The 24,324-nt window shown below is 59.3% G+C and carries 21 protein-coding genes; 12 read left to right on the top strand and 9 right to left on the bottom strand.

Annotation, left to right across the window (positions count from 1 at the left end):
• Positions 1 to 204 precede the first annotated feature (204 nt).
• On the top strand, positions 205 to 621 hold the full coding sequence (locus PLJ71_03615; GenBank protein ID HQM47747.1) for a hypothetical protein: 417 nt from the start codon (positions 205 to 207) through the stop codon (positions 619 to 621).
• A 4-nt stretch (positions 622 to 625) separates the two neighbouring features.
• Here PLJ71_03615 and amrB read toward each other — a convergent pair whose 3' ends face one another.
• Entirely contained in the window at positions 626 to 1,447 is an 822-nt protein-coding gene (gene amrB, locus PLJ71_03610; protein ID HQM47746.1) for an AmmeMemoRadiSam system protein B, read from the bottom strand.
• Positions 1,448 to 1,491: 44 nt separating this feature from the next.
• Positions 1,492 to 2,127, bottom strand: a complete 636-nt coding sequence (locus tag PLJ71_03605; GenBank protein ID HQM47745.1) for an LON peptidase substrate-binding domain-containing protein — start codon at positions 2,125 to 2,127, stop codon at positions 1,492 to 1,494.
• Positions 2,128 to 2,299: 172 nt separating this feature from the next.
• On the opposite strand from PLJ71_03605, the gene PLJ71_03600 reads away from it, so the two are divergent.
• Positions 2,300 to 3,064, top strand: coding sequence for an exodeoxyribonuclease III (locus tag PLJ71_03600; protein ID HQM47744.1), 765 nt, complete (start codon positions 2,300 to 2,302; stop codon positions 3,062 to 3,064).
• A 10-nt stretch (positions 3,065 to 3,074) separates the two neighbouring features.
• Entirely contained in the window at positions 3,075 to 3,656 is a 582-nt protein-coding gene (locus PLJ71_03595) for an ATP:cob(I)alamin adenosyltransferase (protein HQM47743.1), read from the top strand.
• 5 nt (positions 3,657 to 3,661) lie between these two features.
• On the opposite strand, the gene PLJ71_03590 is transcribed toward PLJ71_03595, so the two are convergent.
• From PLJ71_03590 to PLJ71_03560, 7 genes are all read right to left on the bottom strand, one after another.
• A complete protein-coding gene (locus tag PLJ71_03590; GenBank protein ID HQM47742.1) occupies positions 3,662 to 5,284 on the bottom strand; it encodes a fused MFS/spermidine synthase in 1,623 nt (540 codons plus the stop codon).
• Between the two features lie 58 nt (positions 5,285 to 5,342).
• On the bottom strand, positions 5,343 to 6,935 hold the full coding sequence (locus tag PLJ71_03585; GenBank protein HQM47741.1) for an aldehyde dehydrogenase family protein: 1,593 nt from the start codon (positions 6,933 to 6,935) through the stop codon (positions 5,343 to 5,345).
• A gap of 131 nt (positions 6,936 to 7,066) precedes the next feature.
• Positions 7,067 to 8,266 (bottom strand): amino acid deaminase/aldolase, encoded by a 1,200-nt coding sequence (locus PLJ71_03580; GenBank protein ID HQM47740.1) that lies wholly within the window; start codon positions 8,264 to 8,266, stop codon positions 7,067 to 7,069.
• Positions 8,263 to 9,600, bottom strand: a complete 1,338-nt coding sequence (locus tag PLJ71_03575) for an MFS transporter (GenBank protein HQM47739.1) — start codon at positions 9,598 to 9,600, stop codon at positions 8,263 to 8,265. The genes PLJ71_03580 and PLJ71_03575 overlap by 4 nt, the downstream gene beginning before the upstream one ends.
• A gap of 20 nt (positions 9,601 to 9,620) precedes the next feature.
• Entirely contained in the window at positions 9,621 to 11,114 is a 1,494-nt protein-coding gene (locus PLJ71_03570) for a Gfo/Idh/MocA family oxidoreductase (protein ID HQM47738.1), read from the bottom strand.
• 277 nt (positions 11,115 to 11,391) lie between these two features.
• Complete coding sequence (locus PLJ71_03565) at positions 11,392 to 12,306, bottom strand: hypothetical protein (GenBank protein HQM47737.1); 915 nt, start codon at positions 12,304 to 12,306, stop codon at positions 11,392 to 11,394.
• A 25-nt stretch (positions 12,307 to 12,331) separates the two neighbouring features.
• A complete protein-coding gene (locus tag PLJ71_03560) occupies positions 12,332 to 13,390 on the bottom strand; it encodes an MraY family glycosyltransferase (GenBank protein ID HQM47736.1) in 1,059 nt (352 codons plus the stop codon).
• A gap of 602 nt (positions 13,391 to 13,992) precedes the next feature.
• Between PLJ71_03560 and PLJ71_03555 the strand changes: the two genes are divergently transcribed.
• The 9 genes from PLJ71_03555 to PLJ71_03515 form a co-directional block, all read left to right on the top strand.
• Positions 13,993 to 14,718 (top strand): metallophosphoesterase family protein, encoded by a 726-nt coding sequence (locus PLJ71_03555; GenBank protein HQM47735.1) that lies wholly within the window; start codon positions 13,993 to 13,995, stop codon positions 14,716 to 14,718.
• A 24-nt stretch (positions 14,719 to 14,742) separates the two neighbouring features.
• Positions 14,743 to 15,333 (top strand): imidazoleglycerol-phosphate dehydratase HisB, encoded by a 591-nt coding sequence (gene hisB, locus PLJ71_03550; GenBank protein HQM47734.1) that lies wholly within the window; start codon positions 14,743 to 14,745, stop codon positions 15,331 to 15,333.
• A complete protein-coding gene (locus tag PLJ71_03545) occupies positions 15,330 to 16,163 on the top strand; it encodes a universal stress protein (protein ID HQM47733.1) in 834 nt (277 codons plus the stop codon). The genes hisB and PLJ71_03545 overlap by 4 nt, the downstream gene beginning before the upstream one ends.
• Before the next feature lie 17 nt (positions 16,164 to 16,180).
• Positions 16,181 to 17,056 (top strand): HDOD domain-containing protein, encoded by an 876-nt coding sequence (locus PLJ71_03540; GenBank protein HQM47732.1) that lies wholly within the window; start codon positions 16,181 to 16,183, stop codon positions 17,054 to 17,056.
• Positions 17,057 to 17,103: 47 nt separating this feature from the next.
• Positions 17,104 to 17,343, top strand: coding sequence for a hypothetical protein (locus PLJ71_03535; protein HQM47731.1), 240 nt, complete (start codon positions 17,104 to 17,106; stop codon positions 17,341 to 17,343).
• Between the two features lie 117 nt (positions 17,344 to 17,460).
• Positions 17,461 to 20,214 carry a hypothetical protein gene (locus PLJ71_03530; GenBank protein ID HQM47730.1) on the top strand — a complete coding sequence of 918 codons (2,754 nt, stop codon included), beginning with the start codon at positions 17,461 to 17,463 and terminating at the stop codon, positions 20,212 to 20,214.
• A complete protein-coding gene (locus PLJ71_03525) occupies positions 20,211 to 21,365 on the top strand; it encodes a glycosyltransferase family 4 protein (protein HQM47729.1) in 1,155 nt (384 codons plus the stop codon). The genes PLJ71_03530 and PLJ71_03525 overlap by 4 nt, the downstream gene beginning before the upstream one ends.
• Complete coding sequence (locus tag PLJ71_03520) at positions 21,343 to 22,434, top strand: glycosyltransferase (protein ID HQM47728.1); 1,092 nt, start codon at positions 21,343 to 21,345, stop codon at positions 22,432 to 22,434. The genes PLJ71_03525 and PLJ71_03520 overlap by 23 nt, the downstream gene beginning before the upstream one ends.
• Positions 22,435 to 22,561: 127 nt before the next feature.
• The coding region (locus tag PLJ71_03515; GenBank protein HQM47727.1) for an ABC-F family ATP-binding cassette domain-containing protein at positions 22,562 to 24,324 on the top strand (1,763 nt) is incomplete at its 3' end.

The following is a 24,324-nucleotide window of genomic DNA, read 5'->3' as shown; positions in this document are numbered from 1 at the left end:
ATTGGGGCTTGAAAACCACCAGCTTTTGTGCTATCAAGTTGGACGCTGCACATGAATTGGGGAGAGAATTCCTGTGCGAGACGATTAGTTTTCGTTGAATTGTCTCGTTCCTGTCAGACCAGCCTTCGAGGGAAGTAGCACGCCCGGCACACACACGAGGGGGAATTCCGTTAATTGCCGCGCATGAGCGGTGTGGAGAAAAAGGTGAATCGTCTGTCGGGCTGCATCGCCCTTTCGCTGTTGCTGGCCTGTTGTCTCATTTCCCTCTCAGGATGTCCACCTCAAGACGGCGTTCGGCGGGTCTGGCTCTTAAACGACGGGGACTGTCCCATTACCGGCATGTATATATGTTCGGATCCGCGGGAAGAGGCCTGGGGACAAAACCTGCTTTCCACTCCCCTTGAGATCAAGGAGATCGAGCTTCTGCCTGTAGGGGTTTCGGAAGAACACGTATGGTGGATGTGGCCGCATATTGATGCCCATGGTCTGATGGCGGTCGGCGTGCTTCCGGGCAAGTGCGATATCTTTGTCGCAATCAGCAGAAGCGAGGAAGGCGACCATAACATTCGTGTGCTCGGGGCAGCACAATCGCCGGTGTCCGTCCGGTACCTGCTTGAGTAACAGCTCAGGCCGTTTCCATAGACACGGCCGCGTAACCGACAACTTGGCTGTAGTCCTTCGAAGCGTCGGCGCTCGTTCGATAATCCAGGAGCCGCCAGGTGTCCGCGCCGGCGGCGGTAGCGAAGGCCATCGCACAGATCACCGCGGTCGAGCCGCACATCGAATAGCGCTGCTCGTCTATGCCCCAGCCCACTTCGTCAGTATCTTTGCTCAGAATGGCGTTAAGGGTTCTCTGGTCGATCTGATTGGCTTTGTCCTGGCTGAGATAGTGGGAGAGGTCAGTCGAGGCCACAACGAGATCGTCTTGGCCAAGAATGTCCGCCAGTTCACGGCCCAATTCCGCATGCCAGGACGAATGGGAGCCGAAAAGTATGGGAACAAGCGGCACCGGTCCTCCGCACGCGGCGTGAAGGAAGGGCAACTGGACCTCGAGGGCATGCTCAAGGAGGTGCGGCTCGGCCGACTGGCTGTCCGTCCGCTGCGCCAGGGTGCGCGCGGTCGCGCTGTCGATAGGGAACTCGCCGAGGGGGGTTTCAAAGACACCGTCGACGAAAACCGACGCCCGGGATATTGCGTAGCGATGGGAACAGCCCAGCAGGACGACGCGTTTGGGCTGTTTCCCCTTGATGCGCTGGTACGCAAAACCGGCAGTAGGACCCGAATACATATACCCCGCGTGAGGCACGATCAGTGCGCGCACGGCATCAGGAGCGGGTTGCACTTCCGAATCATCCATGAACGCTCGTACGGCTCCCGCCAATTTCTCGGGGGACGAGGGGTAGAATTGCCCTGCGACCGCCGTAGCGCGTCTCGTCATGCTGTTCATCTCAATCCCCTCCCATCTCCTGCGATTGCAAGGACCTGTGCAGTTCAGAAGTCTATCGCCGAGAACTTGTAGAAATGACCGTTTCCGCGGATGCGGCGTTTGGTCTCTCCAACCGCTTCCAATTTGGGGATGACGTCACCCATATGTTCAATGATGAGTGCTTCGCGTTCGGATTCGCGCTCCAACGAAAGCAGTTTCACTTTCTGATACAGGGTTAATCCCACTTCCTGGCCCAGCTGGAAAGAAAGGTTCGGGCCCGAGAAATTGTCTCGCTGATAACCGGTTTCGAGGAGTTCATGGAGACGGTGGAACTGTTTTGAGAGGGTTTCCTTGGGAGTCGCGGTGCTTGTCTCGAGGTTGTTCACAAAGGTGACTTCACCCGCGGAATACAGCTTTCCAGGGACGTCGCGCACGAAGCGCTCAAGATGGAATGCGCGGCGGCCCTTGGTGAGGATGTCCATCTCGCCGTTGTCATAGGTCCTGCTGATTTCTTCCAGGGTCATCTCCGTGCCGTACTCGGCCACGCCTCCGTCGACGTAAGCAGGTATCCCGAACGAGGCGTTGGTATCACGGCATTCAGCAATCAGTTGTTTGTAGCGCGGTTCGAAGATATGCAGGCGGAGGTGTTCTCCGGGGAAAACAACCAATTCGAGAGGAAACAGGGGCAGAAGCATCTTCATCTCCGTGCTCGTTTTCAGGTGAAGCGATATGCCATATTCGCGCGCAGTGCGGCCCTCCCAGTATAACAAACCCGCGAACCCAGGCATATTCCACATGCTGCGGTTTGTTTTAACCTATTGAAAGAACTATTCTTAACGTGTTTCGCGTTCGCTGTCACGAATTGGAGCAAGCATGCATCTTCACTCATGGAATGTGAACGGGATCCGTGCGATCGAAAAGAAGGGTTTTGTGCCTTGGCTGCTCGGGACCAGGGCCGACGTGATCTGTGTACAGGAGACCAAGGCGCTTCCCAGCGACCTCTCCGAGTCTGTTCTGTCCCCGGACGGGTACCGCAGCGTGTGGCACAGCGCGAAGCGCCGGGGGTATAGCGGTGTGGCAACGTATTTTCGAAAAGGATTCGAACCCGTGCGCGTCGAGGGTCTGAACATCGGGAAGTTTGACGACGAGGGGCGAGTCCAGGTGCTGGACTTTGACTCGTTTGTGCTCGTCAACGCGTATTTTCCGAACAGCCAGCCCGAACGGGCGCGAATCCAATACAAGCTTGAGTTCTGCCGCGCGATCGGCAAGCTCGGCAAGGAATTACGCGAAGCAGGCAAACCTATGATCCTGTGTGGCGACTTCAATATCGCACACCGCGAGATTGACCTGGCGCGTCCCAAAGAAAACGTCGACAACCCGGGGTTCTATCCGGAGGAGAGGCGTGCGATGGATCGGCTGCTTCGGGCGGGGTATGTGGACACGTTCCGGCACCTGACGCCGGGTCGGGGCCACTACACCTGGTGGTCGTACCGGACCAATGCCCGGGCCCGGAATATCGGCTGGCGGCTGGATTATCATGTAATCGACGAGGGGCTGTTGCCCAGGCTGCAGGAATCCCGGATACATTCCGATGTTCAGGGCTCGGACCATTGTCCGGTTTCCGTTGCCATCGATTGAGGGTAGCAACATGCGATCAAAAGTCACGACCAAACAGGGAGACCAAGGCGAGACGATAGCCCTTAACGGGGAAACCTATCCGAAGTCCCATCCCATCATATGCTGCATCGGAGCACTAGACGAAGCGCGGGTACAGACCGCCTTGCTGCGGCAGGTGCTGGCTTCACAGAATGACGAGGCGCTGGACGACATCCTGCGTTTTCTGCACTGGGTCTTGCACACGTTTTTCATCATTGGGACCGACTGCAGCGACCCGGCCGGGAAGCATCCCGAGTGCAGGCGCGGAAAGATCAGCGAGAAGGAACTGATCAAGCTGGAGGATGCCCAACTTCGTCTCGAGACGGAGCTGAAGTTGCCAAACGCATTCATCGTGGGAGCGTCCACGGTTCCCGCTGCCCACGCGGATGTCGCGTGCACGGCTGTGCGGCGTCTCGAACGAGCTTTCGCGGAATTCCGGCAGGCCTTCCCCGAGTTTGACGCCGGCACAATTCCGGCATTCCTGAACCGCTTGAGCGACTACCTGTTTGTCCTGGCCCGATGGCTGGAGCGCGGAAATCACGCCCCAGTCGATTATTCGGTGCTTGACACGTAGGTTCGTCAGCCCCCTGCACCGAGGTCGGTGGGCGCGAAGTCGTCGGTCAGAACCGTCCCGCGGTCCGGCCCGCTCACAGCGGGGGATATCTGCCGCACCCGGTCCTGGAGCCGGGGCAGCGGAAGCCGCCCCTTCTCCGCAAGCATACGCGTAAGGTCAGCCAATTGCTCGACATTCAGGGGATGGTTGGACACGGGCCCCTGGGGCCACTCAGGGTAAGTGACGGCGGGCGCACCCTCGGCCGTCTGAGGAAACTTGATGGCCACGAGCACCGTGTTCAGGCTGGTCCTGGCCTTGAAGGCGTACGTGAACTCAAATACCTTGCCCAGCGTTGTCAGGAGATCCTGCACCCGGTCGCGCTTTGTGCGGCGGTCGACCTCGACGGTGTTGTAAACCAAGCAGCCGCCGTCTTTTAGGTGTTCTCGTGCGATCTTGAAGAACTCGATCGTGGTAAGGTGATAGGGAAGATAGAGACCGTAGGGGCTGGTGCCGTACGCATCCATGATGATGACGTCGTAACTCTTGCGCGCCCTCCGGAGGAAGACCCTGCCGTCCGCTACCGAGATCTGCAGCCTCGGGTCCTCAGGCACCTGGAAGAAGTCGTGCGCGACTCTTACCACCAACGGATCGATTTCCGCGACGTCAAGGCGCGCACCAGGGTAGTATTGGAGAAATGCTTTGGGCCCCGTGCCACCTCCCAATCCGACGAACAGGACGTCCTGGGCTGCCGGATTGAACACCATCGGCACGTGGAAGAAATCCGTGTACTCGAATCCGCCCTCGACGGGGTTCTTCAGGGACATCTGGCTCTGCCGGGTGTCATCGAAACGGAGCATACGGGTATCTCCCTCGTCGACGACCAGAATGTGGTGGTAGGCGCTGTAGCGATCGAAGAGGATTTGGGCATCCGCTCCGCCGCACGCGCAGAGCAGCGCCAGGAGCACCGGCGCGGCGGCAATCCCTCTCTTTCGCGTCAGCAGGGATACCGCCACCACAACAAGTCCAAGGGCGGCAAGCGCGAGGGACACCCAGAACAGGGTGTCCCGAACGCCGTATTTCGGCAAGAACACGAAGGTGATGAGCATGACGCCCAGTATGCTCCCGACGGTTGACAGGCTTGCTATCCACCCTGCGCCCGAGCCCACCCGGTCGAGGCTTCGCACCTGCAACCGTATGGCCTGGGGCGTAACGGTTCCCAGGGCGAGAATGGGGACAAACGTGCACGCCCCGGCGGCGAATATCGGCCACCACCACGCAGGTTCAGTATTCTCAAAGGAAAACAGCCAGTCCGCGGTGCGGAATGCCAGGGGTTCCATGGGCAAGGCTGTAAGCCCGCCGATAATGAATACGGCGCCCAAGAGCCACCACGCCCGGAAACGGTCCGCGAGGTATCCGCCCAGCGCGTAACCGATGGCAAGCCCGGCCAGAACTACCGTCATCTCCGCTGCCCATATTTCCAGAAGGCTGCCGAAATCCCGCTGAAGAATGCGCACAGCAAGAAACTCATAGATCATCACGGTAGCGCCGGAATGAAGCACACAGAACGTAAGCGCAAGCGAAACGCCCGCGTGGCGCACACGGGAGACGGACTCATCAGGCGATACACACGCATCGGAAGATACGGACATCGGGACCTCCAGCGCTTTGCGCGTTGACCGAACATACTTGCCTGAGCGGGCTTGGATATTACAGGCGGTTCTTTCTTGCGAGAATCTCGAGTTTCAATCCCGCCACCGCGGTTCGCAACAGCGAGAAGGGCTTGCCGCCAAAAGCGGCTGCCATCAGCTCATTGAACAGTTCGAACTTCCTCTTGGAATAGGGATACCAATTCAGCTCCGGCTTGGAGCTTTGCTTGTCGATAACAAGAGACTTCACGTTCGAGAAGGTATGCAGGCCAAACGACCCGCGATAGCGCCCGAAACCGCTGTCTTTCACCCCGCCGAACGGCAATCCGGAGTTGGCCTGAGTCGCCAGCACATTATTGATCGAGACGTTTCCAGTGATAATGCTTCGCGCAACCCGCTCGGCGCGTTCGAGGTCGGCCGACCATACGCTTGCGCTCAGCCCGAAAGGCGAGTCGTTGGCGAGCTCGATGGCCTCCTGCTCGGTCTTGAACTTGCCGACAGTCACCACGGGCCCAAACGTCTCGTCGTACACGATCTTCATGCCGTTCTCGAGGCCCGTAACAACAGTGGGCGGAAAAACATGGGACTTGCCGTTGCGCCCGCCGCCACACGCGATTTTCCCGCCCCTCGACTGTACGTCGCTGAGCTGGTCCTCGATGGTCTCGATCTGGAATTCCGCGGTCATGCAGCCTACGTCCAGTTCGCCGTCGTCTTTCCCGGAGCCGTCGGGCGCCAGGGTTCTGAGTTTGGCAATCTTTTCCGTCAGCGCCGCCACGAATTGATCATAGATGCGTTCCTGGACGTATACGCGCTCGACCGACGTGCAGGTTTGCCCACAGTTCGCAAATGAGCCCCACAGCGCACCGTTAACGGTGCGGTCGATGTCGACATCTTCGAAAACAACCATGGGATCCTTGCCGCCCAACTCGAGTTCCAACGGGATAAGGTGCTGGGCGGCGGATGCCATGACCTGTTTGCCCGCCCCGACGCTGCCGGTAAAGAAGATCTTGGCGGGCTTTTCGTCAATGAGCATCTGGGCGTGTTTCCGAGTCGCGTAGATGACCTGAATAGCGTCTTTCATGAATCCGCTATTGCCGGTAATGGCTTCGAACAACCCTTGGAGCGGAGTATAGCTCGACGGCTTCAAAATCGTTGAATTGCCCGCGATGAACGCGCACATAATAGGCACAAACGAGAGATGAAACGGGTAGTTCCACGGGGAAATGACGAGTACGGGCCCCATGGGCTCGTACACCACCTTGGATTTCTTGCCCAACAGAAAGATCGGCGTCTTGACGCGCTGCTCGGCCAGGATGCGCTCGGCGTTCTTCTCATAGTAATCGATGGTGTCGAGTGCCGGGAAGACCTCGAGCATGAGGGCATCGGTAAGACATTTGCCGGTCTCGCTTACGATCTTCCGCGCGATTTCCAGACGGTTTTCGAGCAAATACCGCTTGAGTTTCGAAGCCTCATCAAGCCGTTGCCTTACTGACATGGCTTTGAGTTTCTTGAAGGCTTCCCTGGCGCGCGCATAGGTGTCCGTCACGTCTTGCGCGGATGGGGCGGGGATTGTGTATAGAACTTCGCCATTACGCGGGTTGCATACGGTGATTCCCACGTCGGCACCGCGTGTCTCGCCTGCTGTCATGGTCATTTAAGGCCGCCTCTTGCTGAGGGCACTCGCGCGCCCGTTTCACGTTAAAGATTCGGCCCAACAGTATAGCAAAGGCGTGGAATCGACCCAAACGCGCGCGAAACCAGTGCTTGGCTCGACGCATCCGGACGCTACAGGAATGCCTGCCCCTCGCCGCGGTAGGTCGGCGCTTCGTCGATAATTGCGCCATTCGAGACGAGCGCAAGCGAGTTGAAATGCTCGCATAATTCCCCCGCCTTCGCATGTCGCATGAGGATGGGATCGCCGATGTCCAGGCGGGGCTCACCCCGGTACCGGACCGGGGTCTGCACCTCTCCGGCGCCCTCGCTCGGGAGTAACCGGGCGCCCCTCGGCAAGTACGGGCTGGGGAGGCGGTCCGGACCGGCGGAACCCGAAGCGGCGTAGCCTCCGCCCAGGCACGTGAAGACGCCGGGTTTCGGGATGCGCGTGATTTCCAATGCGAATCCGGCCGCCGGTTGATACTGAACGTTGTGGTAGCCATCGAAGAGGGCGGGGGCGAAGAATGCCGAGCCCACAGTAATTTCAGTCACCGCGCCGTCGGATACCGTGAAATCGATGCTGCCCGAGCCTCCCCCGTTGACGAACGCGAGTTCGTGCGCGGCTTTCACTATCGCGCTTGCCAATTCCCGCCGCCGGCGCAACACGTCCCGCCTGGATAGCGATTGCAGAAACCGTACGGCGCTGTTGCGGAAAAGGCGGCCGGGTACGTCGTCGGGTATGCCCGCAATCTGCGCTTCGTAGGCCATGAGGCCCTCAAGACGCAAGTGCCGGCAACCGATGACATGCTTGGCCACGTGAGCAGCGCTGGCGGCGTCCCTGATGGGACTTCGCTGAACGCCAAAATGAAGCCCCAAGAACGAATACGACATGTCGGCATCGATGCAGACAGGGATCTGCGTGTCAAACGCACGGCCAGACTGATTCAGGTGATCGGCATGTTCCACGCTGTCGATCGTGCAGATCAGTCTCTTGCCGCGCCGAAGCTCACGGCATAGTGAGGCCAGCTCCGCCTCCTGCCACGCCGGGTAGGCGATCAGAAGATTGTTGAGTCCCAATTGACTGAGAAACACCGCCTCACCCGCCGTGTAACACATCACACCATCGAAACGTTCATCACTGGCCAGAATGCGCTCCAACAAAGGAACGCACCGGATGGATTTTGAGGCAACGCGGATGCGTGTTCGCCCGGCGCGTTCAAGCACGGCTGCGATATTTGCGTCAAAGAGTTCCAGATCTACATAAGCCAGCGGAAGAGGGCGTTCGCGGAAGATGTTCCGGTAGTAGTCATATTCCCGCACGAATCGCTTCATGGCTCTTCCCCGGGGTTGTCATGGACGTGAGCCACCCGGCCGTGGCGTTCGCGCAGGGGATAGGGCAGAAAAACAAGGAAGCCGATAACGCACGCGATTCCCGCCAGGACGGCGGCCCATTTGAGGCCGGCAACTGTTGCGTCGGCCTGTGCATTGCCAAGTCCCTTGAGATTGCTCAGGGTCACGATTCCCAGACCGATCATCAGCTTCTGAAAAATGCCCTGTACGCCAAAAAACATGCCTTCCCGACGCTGGCCCGTGAGCCGCTCATCATAGTCGACCGCGTCGGAAAGCAGCGCGAAGGGAAGGACCATGAACCCCGCCACGGTCACCCCTACGAACGCCATCACAAGCATGGTTTGAGGGATGACCCCGCCCACTGGAATGGCGCCGACGCCCGCGAACATGGCAAAGACCGCGCCCGAACCCAGCAGGGTCAGCAGGAAGACCCTGTACTTGCCGAAAAGGGACGAAAGCTTCTGCATCAGAAAGAACGAGGCAACGTTGAATACCACGAAGAATCCCATCAGAACAGTTGTGAACGCCTCGCTCTTCTCGAGCACCGTCTCGACCCAGTATGGAACCAGGGCGATGATAATCTGCAGGCCAAACCAGTAGAAAGCCGTGGAAATCGCTATAACGAGAAACGCGGGATTTCTCAGCGTGAGCAGCATACCTCTGATCATCGGTACGCGGGGCAGACCGTCTTCCAGGTTCATGGGCTGGCGCTCGCGCACGGTCCAGCCGATCGGAACAAATGACAGGACCGCGATGCAAGCCACAATACCGGCCGTAATACGGTATCCGAGGGTCGCAATCAGGACGCCGGCGAATGCAAAGCATACGCTGGAGACCACGAGGAAGAGGGACTGCGCTACGGTGAGAGATACCCGCTCTTCGACGTCGGGCGTAAGTTCGGGCAAGAGGGCAAGATAGGGCGTGACCACAAGCGAGTACAGGAACAGATACGCCTGAAAAAGCACGAGAAGATATACGAAATTGATTATGCTGGTCCCGTCGATTGGCGGGTTATACAAGAGAAAGACGACCAGTGCGAACGGAATGATGCCCCGCCGAATAAACGGGATGCGGCGCCCGTTGGCCGACCGGAAGTTGTCGGTCCAACTGGCAATGATTGGGCAGTATATCGCCTCGCAGATGCGGCCGATCATGTAGGCGGCAGCGAACAACCGGGGAGCTACCAGCGGGACGGCATCCTCGGTTCCCGGAACGTACCGCTTCATAAGCCACTGCAGCAGGAGGAGGTCCGGCAGATTCATCCCCAGCCCTGCCAGGCCGAAGACCAGTTTTGTGCGAAATGGGAGTTTTGACAAGCGCTCAACTCCTGTTCATTCTAAATCTTGAACGCGCCGCGGAGCTTGAGTCCTTCTTCAGCGCGCCCTTCATACTTGATTTTCCCCTGGAGCAAGGCGGTCTCGAGGCGTTTCTTTCCCATCAGGATTGCCGCCCACGTTCCCGCCGGCATGGTTAACGTAAGCTCGGCATCCTTGGGAAGAAAGCCTTCTTCTACGGAAAGACCGCCGTCCTTTATCCGCAGCGCGTACGACTGCTCCGTCACTCGTTCTTCGGCAGTGAGGCGGAGACCCACGACACACGACCAGCCCGCGGCCTTGGATGGGTCATAACGACTGCCCAGATCCAGCGTGAGCTCGCGCGCATGAGGGGCATACTGGCGAGTCCCTCCGCCGAACAAATCGGACAGACGCTTCTTGCGGGGCCCAACAATGCACCCGCTGCGCTCTCTCCGTTTCCGGCGCCACGAGTACCAGCGCGGAAATGCGTGCTCGAACTCTTCAACATAGACCTCGCGGCGTTCGGCGGCGCTTCGTTCGACGGCCAGGGAGAACCGAAGCACTTGGCGGGCGGACTCTGCGTCGAGCAGGGGGGGCTCCCGCCTCTGAATGGCCCGGACGAAGTTGGCCGTGGATGCGGTAAATCCCTCGATCCAATCGGCCGGCGGACTGTAATGCCGCCAACCGGAGCCGGTGAAGACGGACACCGGAGGCCGCTCATGGACATCGCCCGTGCCCTTGCTAATGAACAGGATTCCCTTTGACCCCGTGACTTCCAGCCACTCGTCGTTGGGATAGTACTTGGAGGGGATGGTGAGGAACCTGGCATGATTGAAATCGCACACGCCGTATCGGGTTCCTTCTTTGCATTTCCACATGATGGTTGCGGGGCAATCGAGTATGCCATCCTCAGAGTCGACCCATGCAGTGACGCGTTCGGGCGCGCCAAGCAGGTGCCATGCCATGGCCCATTCGTGGTGCCCGTGGTCGAACGTCTCAAACCCGTGGCCGTGCGCGACCTGACGGAGCTGCTGTTCGTAGGTCGCGGCGGGCACCTCCCATCCGCCGCCGGGGCTGGAGATCGACCGCATGCGAAGACCTGCGGGTTCCCCGATTACGCCGGCATCGATCAGGGCTTTGGCTTGCGCCACGGGGGGATATAGCACATAACATTCCGTCACCTTGAAAAGTACGCCCGCCTCTTTTACGGCCGCGAGCATCCGGTCCGCGCTCGGCAGGCTGTCGGTCATGGGTTTCTGGCAAGCGATATGTTTGCCGGCCCGGGCGGCGGCAAGTACGACTTCCTCGTGCGTGTCGAACGGAGTGAGCACTTCCACGGCATGAACTTCGGGGTCGGCCAGAAGGTCGCGATAGTCTGTGTACACCTTTTCAACGCCCCATTCGGCCTGACGGCCGGCGAGACGGGCAGGATCGTTGTCGCAGATCGCGTACACGCGCGCATCGCCGAGGCGTTTGTAACCGGCAAAGTGCAAGTCGGCAATACGGCCACAACCGATGAACGCCACATTCAGCATGCCTCGGGATCCCTCCGCTGTTCCCCCAACAGACTGGTGCCATTCTGCCTGTTTTGCGCGGACGCGTCAACGCGAGCCGCAAACAGGGGATAGTACGGGAGGGCATTGGTTCCAGCACCCTGGGCGGCAGGCGATGGGCATACCCCATACGCAACCGGAGCGGATTTGGCGCTCGCAGGAAGCGGGCCGCCTGCGCTCAGCTCGACCCGCCATGGCATTTTTCTCGTCCGCGGGCGAGCTCAACGTCGGTCAGACGCGCTCCCCGCCTTGAACGTGGTCAGACTCTGGGTACCTCTTGCACCAGAGGCAAGAGGGTCTTATCAATGCCTTTTTCGTCTTCGGGGATGTCGGCCTTGAAGAGTTTCCAATGCTCGACGTGGGTCACGGAACCGCCATTTGCCGCGAGCGACACCATCGGGCCCAGCGTTTCCACCTCGAGAATGTCGCTATCGGTGTAAAGTTCGTTGTTGCAGCCGTAATCGGGATACGGGGCGGGGTCGATGCAGGCAAAACGTTTCACAAATACTGCACCGTTAAGGGTATAGGCGGCCCATCCCTGCTTGTTCAGGACTCCGGCCTTCTGTTTGCTCACGCCGACAGCTGGCTCCTGCTTGAGTTGGATGTACTTCTCGCCCCAGCGCCATCTCGGGTCGCTCATGTTCGTGTAATGCCAGAGCACAAGGGGCCTGGCAGGGAGAAGGTACTCCAAGTGCGACCGGAATTCCTCCTGAGGAAGAATTGCGCGTCCGCCCTGCGCCATTACTGAGAGTGCCCACGGCGCGAGGGTCACGTTCCACAGATTGGTGTTGGTGAGCGTATGTTCAAGACGGACTGCGCCGCTGTCGCCCGTAAAGCACAGACGTATATCCTTCTTGATGCCCGTGGCAGCTTCGGTTTCCTGCGACAATGCCAGGGTCTTGCCGTCCCAGTCGGCGTGAACCGGCTCGTTGTCGGGAACATAGGTGCGCGGCGAGGCCTCGGGGGCGTGCCAGAGGCGGTGTCCGCCATAGCTGCGCCACTCGTCGCCTCCGGTCTGACCCAGATGCTCCTCGAACTCCTTAAAGAGATTGTGCCCGCCGGAAAACCCGAAGCGGATAATTCGGGGTCCTACATCCGTCGTCGCGATCAGCTCAATGGGGCCCTTGGCAATGCGGATGCAGTTGGGCCAACCTCCGTATGCGATTTTCTCCATTTCACGTTCTCCTGGGGTCTGGGGTTCATTTTTCGGGGTCTTTTCGGTGGTCGTGGCCAACTAGATAAAAGGACATGAACAGGAAAAGACCGATATTGAACACATACAGAATACGGTAATTGAGGTCAACGTGCCGATAAATCAGCGCCAGGACGCCCATGTAAACATTCAACGCGTATGTGAAAAGAACGACTTCCTTGTGGGAAAGGCCGAGACTCAACAGGCGGTGATGAATATGGCTCTTGTCGGCGGAGAACACTTTACCGGAATTACGAGCGCGGGTGGCCATGATGCGAAGCATATCGAAGATCGGGATGCCCAGGATGACCAGGGGCAGCAGCATCGTTGTCAGGGCGGTTGCATGCGAGGCCGCGTCAAGCATTTCGGAAGCAAGAAACAAGCCCAGAAACATCGAGCCGGTGTCGCCCATAAAGACCTTCGCCGGATGAAAATTGAAGAACAAGAATGCCCCCGTGATGCCCATGACGCCGGCGCACATGGACGCCGAAAGAGCACCGCCTTGCGTCGCCTTATTCACTAGCAGGAACCCGGACATGATGAACGTGCATCCCGCGGCGAGACCATCCAGGCCGTCCAGCATGTTGATGGCGTTGATGACGGCCGCAACGGCGAGCACGGTGAGCAAGAAATCGATCGACCCAAGCTCAACCACCCTGAAACTGAAGGGCAGCATGAAGGCCTGGAACCGGTAACCCGCCCAGAACAAAATCGCCCCGCTCACGAACTGGCATCCCAGCTTCGTTAACGCGCGCATGTTGCGCATATCGTCCCATAATCCGGCGAGTGAAATGACCAACAAGGCAACAAGGAGACCCCGGTAGTGCGGCTGGCAATACTGTGGCCAGACAATGTAAATGGTCCAAAAGCACAGGAGAATCGCGGGGAAGAATGCGACTCCCCCGATGCGCGGAACCGTGCCCGTGTGCACTTTCCGCCAGTCTGGGGGATCCACGAGCCCGCGTTTAAGGGCGAAGCGGAGAATGAAGGGCTCAAGGAGCATGACCACGCCAAATCCCACGCCAAAGACCGTCAAACAAGGAATGATGTGCTCCTGCCCTGCCATAATGTTGGACCTGCTCCCGTCCCGTGCGTTTCTTCGAAAGACAGGAATTACAATACCGGATTTGGGACCCACCTTCTAGCCCCGGTTTTCTCTTACCAGTTAAATCGACTCTTCTGAGGTTCAAGATCGTTGGCTCGAGCATGCCCTTGGTTTCTCCGTGACGGCTACGAGGTGACACAAGCCTCGGGGAAGAGGAAGGCAGAACACATTGCGAATTTTCGCATTATGTGCCACAATAAATAGGGTCCAAATCGTAGAACAACCAGGATCACAGGGCCCAGAATCCGCCGCGGCCACGATGCCGGCCCAATGTTCCGAGCATCAGTCAGGCGAACGGCAAAATCTGGAGTTTGTTTTGTCGTCAAAAGGGGGGGCAGATTCCGCTCCGCACCGTGGCTGGTTTCGCCGGTGATTGTCCGGCGGCACACGTCGGGGTTGTTTGTTGATAAACGGTTGAGGTATGGTAACGTGTGTGTGCTGGGGGAGAACTCAAATAGTGGGTCTTTCCTCCGATTCGGGTGGTGGAGTGGTTCACACGCTTTGGCGTGTTCAATACTGGACGGCGCGGGGAAGCCGTACAGTGTTCGATGGGAGGTCGGCTATTGCGATACGCGATTCTCTCCGACATCCATGCCAATATTGAGGCCATGGAGGCCGTGTTGGGGAAGATCGATGCGCTCGATATCGATCAAGTCCTGTGCCTGGGAGACATCGTCGGCTACAATGCCAACCCGAACGAATGTACCGCCCTGATCAGGGAAAGGGGCATTCCAACGGTGTGCGGAAATCACGACGCCGTGGCGTGCGGGCGGGAAGAGCCCTGGGGATTCAATCGTATAGCACTCGAGGCCGCGATATGGACCAGGGAAGCGCTCACGCAAGAAAATATCGAGTGGCTGAATGCGCTTCCCGACGCTGTACAGCCCAATGGCGTGATTGGGGTGCACGGCGCCCCCGGAGACCGCGATTCCTACATGTTCACCTGGGAGGATGTGAGTCCTCATTTCGGTGATGTCTCCGTCAAGGGAAGAAATGCCTGTTTCTTCGGTCATACGCATGTGCCCGGTATTTTTGAGTCTGACGGGGGCTGGACACCCGTCAATGGCACCAAGTTCATCTTGAAGGACGGGCCTGTCACGTTCATCAATCCCGGCTCCGTGGGTCAGCCGCGAGATGGCGACCCGAGGGCTTCGTTCGGAGTGTACGATACAATTGGGCGGGAGTTCTCGCTGGTCCGCGTCAAGTACAATGTCAAGGCCGCGATGACACATATTCGGAACTCCGGCCTTCCGGACTATCTTGCGGACAGGCTGGAGGTTGGCCGCTAGTCAACACGGCAAGGGAAGTCTGAAATGCGCAAAGCCTCTGTAAAACGTGAAACGGGGGAGACCCGCATCACGCTTACGCTCGTTCTCGAGGGGAGTGGCCGCTCCGACATAAAGACCGGCATCGGGTTCTTCGACCATATGCTCACCCATGTAGCCCGGCACGGCCTATTCGACCTTGATGTCTCCGCTGAAGGTGACCTCGAGGTCGATGCTCATCATACTGTCGAGGACGTGGGTATCTGTCTGGGCAAAGCCTTTCTGCAGGCCTTGGGCGACATGAAGGGGATCCGGCGCTTCGGGCACGCGGTAATACCGATGGACGAGACGTTGGCCGAGGCTTCGATCGATTTCAGCGGCAGGCCGTTCCTGCGGTTTGACGGCGATCTCCCCTGTGGCAAGGCAGGAGAGTTCGATTCGGAACTCGCCGAAGAGTTCTTTCGCGCCTTCGCTATAAATAGCAGGGCAACTCTGCACTTGGTCCTGCGCGCGGGAAAGAATCTGCATCATTGCATCGAGGGGCTCTTCAAGGCGTTCGCACACGCATTGGACGAAGCGGTCCAGATCGATCCGCGGGTCGAAGGCGTGCCCTCAACAAAGGGGGTGTTGGAGAGGTGATAAAGCACATCCTGGTGCCAACCGACGGAAGCCCCGCGGCAGAGGCGGGGGTGCGGTTTGCCGCCGCCTTTGCCACAAAGTACCGGGCCACGGTACGAGGCCTTCATGTGGTGGACATCAAGCTCCTCGAGGGCCCCTTTCTTCGGGATATATCGGCATCGTTAGGCACCGCTCCCTATGTCAACTATCAGGGCAATATTGCCATGATCCTGGAAGAGCGCGGCAAGGCGGCTCTGGAATCCGTGAAGAAAATCTGTGCAAATGCCGGCATCGAGTGTTCGACCGAACTCGTAACCGGCTTGGTAGTGGGCTCGGTTGTCGAACAGGGGGAATTAGCAGATCTCATCATCCTGGGAAGAAGCGGGGAACACAGTGCATGGCTCGATGGGCTAGTCGGCTCGACCACGGGCGCCGTAGTGCGGCGCGCGACGCGTCCCGTCCTGGTAACCGGCCGCGATACGCCCGGCCACGACGTGTTCGTGGCGGCGTATGACGGTTCCGGGTATTCCCGGGCCGCGCTGCATGTCGCCGCGGAAGTCACAAGGGACTGGGAAGCGGCCTTGAAGGTACTGGTAGTCGGCGAAGGCGAAAGCGCGGAGGCATGGGCCAGGGAGGCAGAGACCTACCTGGAACCTTATAATCTCAACGTGCGGTCCGAAGTCCGAAGGGGCGATGCAAGCGAGACCATCGTGGAGTACGCGGAAGAACACAAGGCAGACATGCTTATCATGGGTGCCTATGGTCATAAGAAGGTGCGCCGGCTGGTTGTCGGCAGTACCACAGCGTACGCCATGAATCATAGTCCTTGTCCCTTGTTATTAACCCGTTAACTGCTAGGATGCTTTTCATGAGTGCATCTGCCAATCTCGAGCACGTGATCGAGCGCGTCGGCGACCTGCCGGCGGTTCCAAAAGTCGTGTCAGAGGTCCTTCTCCTTACCGAAAACCCCTATGTCGATCTGCCCGCCGTGGCCGAGGTCATCCAAAAGGATCCCGCCCTGAGCGCGAAAGTGCTCCGCATCAGCAACTCCCCGTATTACGGCATGCGGCAATATGTTGGTACCGTGAAGCTGGCCTTGGTTATTCTCGGTGTCCAGGAAGTCCGCAATATCGTGTTGGGCATCTCTGTTTTCGATATCCTGCGCAGCAGGAGAACCGCGTCATTGTTTGCCGGCGACTTCTGGAAACACTCGTTCCTGACAGCGGGGTTCTCGAAGAAGCTTGGCGAACACTTGCGGCTGGCGCTGCACGGCGAAGATTTCATCACCGGCTTGTTACACGATATCGGGAAACTCGTGCTGATGCGCCAATTCGCAACGGACTACACCAAGATGTACGCGCAGGCCGGAGGCGGGGGCAGGAAACTATGTGATATCGAGACTGAAGTGTTCGGGTTTACGCATGCCGATGCCGCGGCGGCACTCGCAACACGATGGAATTTTCCACAAACGCTGACCGACGGCCTGCTGTTACATCATCCCAAGGCCGACATTGCCTTAACCCGAGCAAAAGACCCATTGCTTGCCGCTGTCGTGCGAATTGCGAACCTTACCGCCCATGAAGACCCAAGCCATTTCGAGCCATCGTGCCAAAAGGCCGCTGACGATGCCGAAGCCTGGGATATCGTCATGAAACAGGTACCCGAATTGACCGAGGAGCATCGCGGGGCGCTCCTCGGAGGGTTCATGCGGGAGGTGGGCCCCATCTCTGCGCCTATGCTATAACATCTGCTATCCAATAGTTGCAGCAGAAATCACCTCACGGAAGAACTATGGCCAAGAAACGAAAAATCGAAATTCACCAGTCCGAGGACCTGGCTCAGATCGATGACGAACTGGAGCTGGCCCTCGAACAACTCGAATCCGCCAATCTTACGGTAGGCGGCCTCCTCACCGAAATCGACCTGTCCAACAAAAAAGAAGAAGGAACATCCGAAGACGTCCCCCTGCCTGACCAGGAAGAGGACACCAGTGCCAAGACCGGGGAACACCCACCGGATACCACGCGTTGATCCCACAGCGCCCGGCGGCATCCAATAAGTAAGTCATTGTAAGACAGTGGCTTATGAGCGCCTCTTTCCTTTGCCCCAATGTATTTGATAGAATCTGTATGGCAAAGAGGCGAGCGCATGGCAACGGGCAGATACAAAGCGGATATATACCCACAACTCGAACTGCGCGACGCACCCCAACGCCGGGAGCCTGCGTATGCCCACGTATCGAGGGGCGAAGGGACGCTGGGCAACGGGTTCCTCGAGTTGGTCATCAAACTGGACCCGCGCGAACCCGGGCATGCCACGATGACCAACAAGCTGACCGGCGAGCAGCTCCACCTGAGTTTCAGCCCGTTCGAGGCGTGGTTCTCATCGGGTCCGTTATCCGCCCTGGAAGGGCAGGTGAGCGCAATGGAGGCCCGGGGCTCGGGAGACGTATCTACCCTGGTAACCAAACTGGATTGCGGCTGGCTCCAAGCGCAGATTTCATATGTGTTGTTCCGTGGCGAACACTTCATACGCAAGAATGTCGCCTTCCACGGGCTCACTCAGGACGCATTCCTCGAAAAAGTCACGGTTATCAAACATACCGTAGACCCGAGATACGGCTGTCACGTGCATGACGGGGGCATGTATTACCCGGTCATGTTCTTGCGGTCACAACGGAGCAGTCTTTTCTTCTGCGTGGATTTCCCGGGGTATTTCGTGGTGTGTGAAGGCCGTGATTTCACCTTCGAGTACTATCCAGGGACGAAGCTTACACCGGGGCGCAGTCACCAGATGCTTGCGGCACATATCGGCGTTTGCTCGCTCGAAGGCAGAAACTGCAAGAACCCGTTTCACGATACGGCGGCAGATCTGGACATCGGCGAGCAACAATGGTTTCGCGAGTATCTTTTGACGGGCGCATCGCTGGCCGAACTGCCTTCCGTGGAGTTGAAGGGGCCCGAACAAGGCACTGCCGGCCCCAGTGATCTCGAGGTGTTGGAGCAATGCCGCTGGCTCAATGCTACCCGCGTATTCTTGCCGCGTATGCTCGAGTCGCTGGAATCCTATCCGCTTCGCGAGACCGTAGAACAACAACTGCAGATAGAAGGCCTCGATCAAGTGCTGCGAATCCGGCGGGACCGCACGGAAAACTTGGGATGGGTGGCCCTGGACCCCTTGGGTGCGCCCGCCACCCATGATTTCGCCCCCTGTTTTGCCTCGGAAGCGTTCTGCGATTCGTTGGTGGACCGTTGTCTTCGAATCATGGACCGGTATCAGTTCCGAAACATTGAAGTCAGCGGTAGCCCCATTGTGCAGTGCCATGCCGCGGGTCATGGTCATTCGGCGGGGATTCAGTCGCTGATGAAAGCGTTTCAGGGGCTGGTCGAAGTAGTGGCTTCCCTCAAGGAGAACTATGCCCATGTGACCTGCATGCGGCCGTACGTGAGCTACGGGGCCGGGCTGGCCCGTCTGTGCGACGCCCTGGCCGTAATGTCCGAGGAACATCCCCTGCCATTGCCTGACATTCATCCGGGACGGCTTTTCGCGGATATGCAGCGCCTATACTTCCGGCGTGCGCACAGCTTCCTGATACCGCGCAGCAAGCTCTCGAACGCAGTGGGCATGGCGCCCGAAGCAGCGCTGGGGGCGCCGTACCCCGGCGCGGAACATTACCCCTGGTACCTGTATCACGACAGTGCCGGCTGGCGCTATGGCTTGATATCGGCCCTGGCCACGACGCCCCGGCATAGATTTCACGCCCTTCCACAGGATCTTCCCGAAGGAGACCGGGCCTTCGCTGTCAAATGGCTGGCCTGGGAGCGCAAATACCTCGCCGACCGCTTGTTTGTCGAGGAGATCCTTGCGGAACCAGGACTCGGCGAGGTTGATGGATACAGCTACGCCACGGCTCAAGGCGCTGTGCTCTTTCTGTTTAATACAAGCTACGATCCCCGCGAAGTGCACTTGCGGCTCCACCTCAAACACGACCTGGAGTACATCGTCCGGGAAATCCATCCCCGCAAGTACAACTATCTCGGGCCAAACGACGGACTGTTCACCCGCGATAGCGAATTGTCCTGCCTTCTCGAACCGAAAGAGGCCCGGATTGTCGAGGTGGTGCGCCGCTCGCCGGCGGCGGCCCGGCGCAAACGCCCGGAGGTCTTTGGCGTGCCCCACCGCACGGACAACGGCAACTTGTATGCCCAGGGCCAACCCGGAACCACGGCGAAGATTGTCGTGCGCAGCGAAGACCGTTTCAGCCGCCAGACCGTGACGTTTCGAGGAGAGGCCATGTCCGCCAGCATCCGGGACTGGCTGGTGACCCGGCGTCTGTTCGCCGAAGGGGTAGAATCGCTGCCGCAGGGAGATTTCGAAGGCGTGCGGCTGACTACAGAGATGGATATCCGCCGCGATGTCTGGCTCTCGGCTGCGTTTCACGTGCCCGAGTCCCTGAAAGAAGATATCGATACGCTTCCCTTCCAGCTCAACCGCCCCTGTTGGGCCTACCCCAAGCGCCTGTTCTTCGTGATTCGGTTCGAGCCGGAAGCGGCATTCGATCCCATTCGAACGGGTTCCGGCGTGCCGGGCATACCGGAGGGATACGCCTCGCCCTTGCCGCCCAAGTGCGGACTGGACTTGGCGGGAAGCAACTATGGGCTTCGGGCCTGGGTCAACGGCGTGCAGCGCACCGTGTTTCCCGCCTTGGCATCATGGCGCGGATATACGCCGAATCCCAACCCTGTCGTAGCCTATTTCTTCGAGGCCGGCAGCAAACTCGAGTTCGGCAAGACCAACAAGGTCGTGGTGTTTGCCAACCATTTCGACCCGGCTGCTTTCAAAGGTATTACGATCGAGCACCTGCCGGAGGTGACGGTGGAAGAGGCGATTTCCCTCAAGTGACAGGCCGCCCGCTTCATATTCTCATGACGGACCCCCATCTGCGCGGCGGGGGACAGGTCCGCTACGTTTCCAGCCTGGCTGCCGAACTCACGCGCTTCGGACATCGTGTCACCATCGGCTGCAAACCGGATTCCGTGCTTGTGGAACACGCCAAGGCGGCCGGCTGCGGGGTAGACAACCGTTTTACGTTTCGCGGGGGACTCCGCCCGCTCTGCTGGCTGGCCGATATTCGCGAGACGCGCCGCTTCATCCAGCAGGAAAAACCGGATATCTTGCACGTGAACGGTTCGCAGGATCATTGGGCCGCGGCAGCCACAAACCGCCTTCTGGGCCGGCCCGTGTGCCTCGTGCGGACACGCCACAACACCTACCCCGTGCATGATATGTGGCCCAACCGCGTCTTGAACCGGCGCTGGACCGATTTCCAGATCGTGGTGTGCGACACGGTCCGGCAAACGCTGGGAGAGCAACGGGCCTTTGACCCCGCGCGAATGTGCTCGATTCATAATGGCGTTGACTCGGAAGAGTTCAAGCCTGACGCGGCGCAACGGGCCCAAGCGCGCGCCGAATTTGGCTATCGAGACGATGAGCTGGTATGCGGAATTGCCGCGCGGCTGGTTCCCGCCAAGGGCCACGAATTCCTGTTTCGCGCCGCGGCATGGCTCAAGGGGGAGTTTCCCAACCTGCGCCTGCTTGTTCTGGGCCAGGGGGATTTGGAGCAGGAGCTGGTCCGCCTCGCCGAGGAACTTGGAATTGCCGGCATCGTACGCTTCGCGGGGTTTCGCGGCGACATGGCCCGGTCCACCCAGGCCTTCGACATAGGCGTCCAGCCATCCATCGATTGCGACACCTCTTCGTTCAGTTTGAAGGAACAGATGGCCGAGGAAAAGCCCGTGGTCTGTTCGGACTACGGCGGCCTGACCGAGATCTTGACCGACGGCGTCGAGGGATTCATTGTGCCCGCGGGAACCGTCGAACCATTGGCAGAGGCGATAAGAACATTGCTCGCTAACCCTGAACTGCGCCGCAAAATGGGGGCGGCGGGACGGCAGCGGATACTGAAAGACTTCACCTTAGAGGTGTTTGCGCGGCGCACAGCCGAAGCATACTGCCGCGCATTGGAGATTCATGGTACGCACACTGCATCTTGACGAACAGCGCGGCTGGCGCGGGGGCGAGCAGCAAGCAAGCTACCTCATCAAGGGATTGGCTCAGCGCGGCCATTTCGTGGCGGTCGGGGGTCATCCGGACGGGGAGTTCACGCAGCGGGACCACGGCATCCAGAACCTCACCCGCATAACCTGCCCGTTTCGCGGAGAAATCGACCTGCTCACCGCCTGGCGGCTCGCGAAAGCCGTCAAATCGCTGGATATCGATATCCTGCACGCCCACACAAGCCATGCCCATACGCTGGCCTGCCTGGCGCGGATGTTTGCACGCAGAGCCAAGGTGATGGTTACCCGGCGCGTGGACTTTGCCCCGAGAGCCAACGTCATCAACCGATGGAAATACGAGTTTCCTGACCGCATTGTCTGCGTCTCGCAGTGCATTGCGGACATCCTTCGCGAATTCGGCGTGTCCGGGGCCAAACTCTCCGTCGTGAACAGCGCCCAGGACCCCGCCCGGTTCGATGTCACCCCCTGTACCCGCGCCGAGCTGGGTCTGCCTGAAGAGGCGCCCCTCTTCGGAAATGTGGGGGCTTTTGTCGGACATAAAGACCACGCGACCCTCATCGAGGCCATGTCTGTTGTAAAGAAGACACTGCCTGGCGCCCATCTCGCGCTCGTTGGCGACGGGGAACTGCGCGGCGCCATCGAAGCGCAGGTCGCAGCGGCCGGATTGAGTCCAAGCGTCACTTTTCTGGGCTACCGGACAGACGTTCCCCGGATACTCCCCGTACTCGATGCCTTCGTATTGTCGAGCAAGCAGGAGGGGTTCGGCGGCGTGTGCGCCGAAGCGATGTTCTCGGGCGTCCCCGTCGTATCCACTGACGCCGGCGGCATGATCGAGACCGTCAAACCCGGCATCACAGGGTTAATGGTCCCCAAGCAAAACCCCTCAGCCCTTGCCGCGGCCATGATACGGCTCATCCAGGACCCGGAGCTCGCCTCCGAACTCGCCGACCGCGCCACGGGCTACGTCAACGAACACCTCACCACCGACCGCATGGTCGAGCGTTATGTCGCGCTCTACGAAGAAATGATAGAGGGGAAGGACTAGAGCGTATTGCGCTACCCGGGACGGTTCTCCTTGGTTTCTGGATAGGGGTCCTCCGAGCCGGTATAATCTCGTTTCGGTTTGTGTCGCGGGAAGACTTCCGCACAGATATCAAGGATGATACGCTCCGATGAGCTTGGTGCGTTTGGAAAAGGTCTCGAAATCCTACGACGGTGTCCCGTTGCTCGAGGACGTCGATTTCCGCATCGAGGAAGGCGAGAAAATCGGTCTGATCGGCCGCAACGGCACGGGTAAGACTACGATTTTCCGCCTCATAACCGGCCAACTTGAGCCGACGTCGGGGTCCATCGAGCGGATGCGCCGCGCGCGTGTGGCGTGCCTGGCCCAAATGCCGGACCTGCTGCCCGGTGAAACCATCCATCGCGCCGTCATGCGGTCGTTCCAAGGGCTCATCGAAGAGGAGAAGCGCCTCAGCGACCTCGAACACAGACTTGCCGCGGGTGAGCATGGAGTCATGGACGCCTACAGCCGGCTCCAGGATAAGTTCCGCATTCACGGAGGCTACGAATTCCGCGCCCGGGTACGCAGCGTGCTTTTCGGGCTGGGGTTTCGGGAAGACGAGTTCGCCCTGCCGGTCACGGCCCTGAGCGGCGGCCAACGCACCCGCCTCATGCTCGCCCTGGTACTGTTGCAGGACGCGGACCTCATCCTTCTCGATGAACCGGAGAACCATCTGGACATCGCGGCGCGCGAATGGCTCGAGGCTTTCTTGCAGGAATCCACGAAGGCGTTTGTCATCGTCTCGCATGACCGGCGCACCCTGGACGCCGTGGTCACGCGCATCGACGAGATCGAACGCGGGCAGGTGCGGAGTTACACGGGGGATTATTCCTTTTACCTGCGCCAGAAGACCCTGTTGCGCGAACAGCACGAGAAGGCATACCAGAAACAGCAGGAGTTCATCGAGAAGGAACAGCGCTGGATCGAACGGTTCCGCTACAAGAACACCAAGGCCAGCCAGGTCCAGAGCCGTCTGAAACGCCTCGAGAAGATCGAGCGGATCGATGCCCCTCCCCCCGAAGGCAAATCAGCTGGATTCCGGTTCGGGGACGTGGTCCGCACGGGCGAGGTGGTCATCGAGGCCAAAAACATCTCGATGCGGTACGGTCCGCTGGTGCTGTACCAGGGTTTCTCGTTAGAAGTGAAACGCGGTGAGCGTATCGGCATCATCGGCCCCAACGGCTGCGGCAAGACTACTCTGCTTCGCCACTTCGCGGGTCGCCTGCCCGAAGGCGAGGGCGACGTGCGGCTTGGACACAAGGTGCAGCTGGGCTTCTACGAGCAACATCACGACACCCTCAGCCGCGAGCTCGACATCTTCCAGGAGATGCGCAATACCCGCACTGATTGGACTCCCGAGCAGGTGCGGACATATATGGGGCGGTTCCTCTTCGTGGGAGACGAGGTTTTCAAACCGGTGTCGGCACTGAGCGGCGGCGAACTGAGCCGGGTGGCCATCGCGAAACTCATTGCCAGGGAACCCAACGTCCTCTTGCTCGACGAGCCGACGAATCATCTCGACATCGCGTCGCGCGAGGCCCTCGAGGAGGCTCTGGCCCAGTATCCCGGCACGCTGGTGATGGTCTCCCACGACCGCACACTTATCGATAAGATGGTTGACCGGCTGGTGGTGTTCGAACAGGACCGCGTGATCACGCATCTCGGCAATTACACGGAGTACCGCGAACAGCGCGAGCGTCAGGCGAGCGCGGAAGACGAAAAACCCGATGATCCACTCAAGATCCGCCGGGTCGAGCGCCGAAAGCGCGACAAGGCCGAGGAGCGCGAGCGGCGCCGCCGCAAGAAGGACCTCGACGAACTCGAATCGCGCATCGAGGCCATGGAGGAGGCCGTCGAGGACCTCGAAGCCCA

The organism is Candidatus Hydrogenedentota bacterium (genome assembly GCA_035416745.1).
Taxonomy (GTDB): Bacteria; Hydrogenedentota; Hydrogenedentia; order Hydrogenedentales; family SLHB01; genus UBA2224.
Note: the sequence above shows the minus strand (reverse complement) of the source record. Positions and strands in the feature narration are given on the sequence as shown.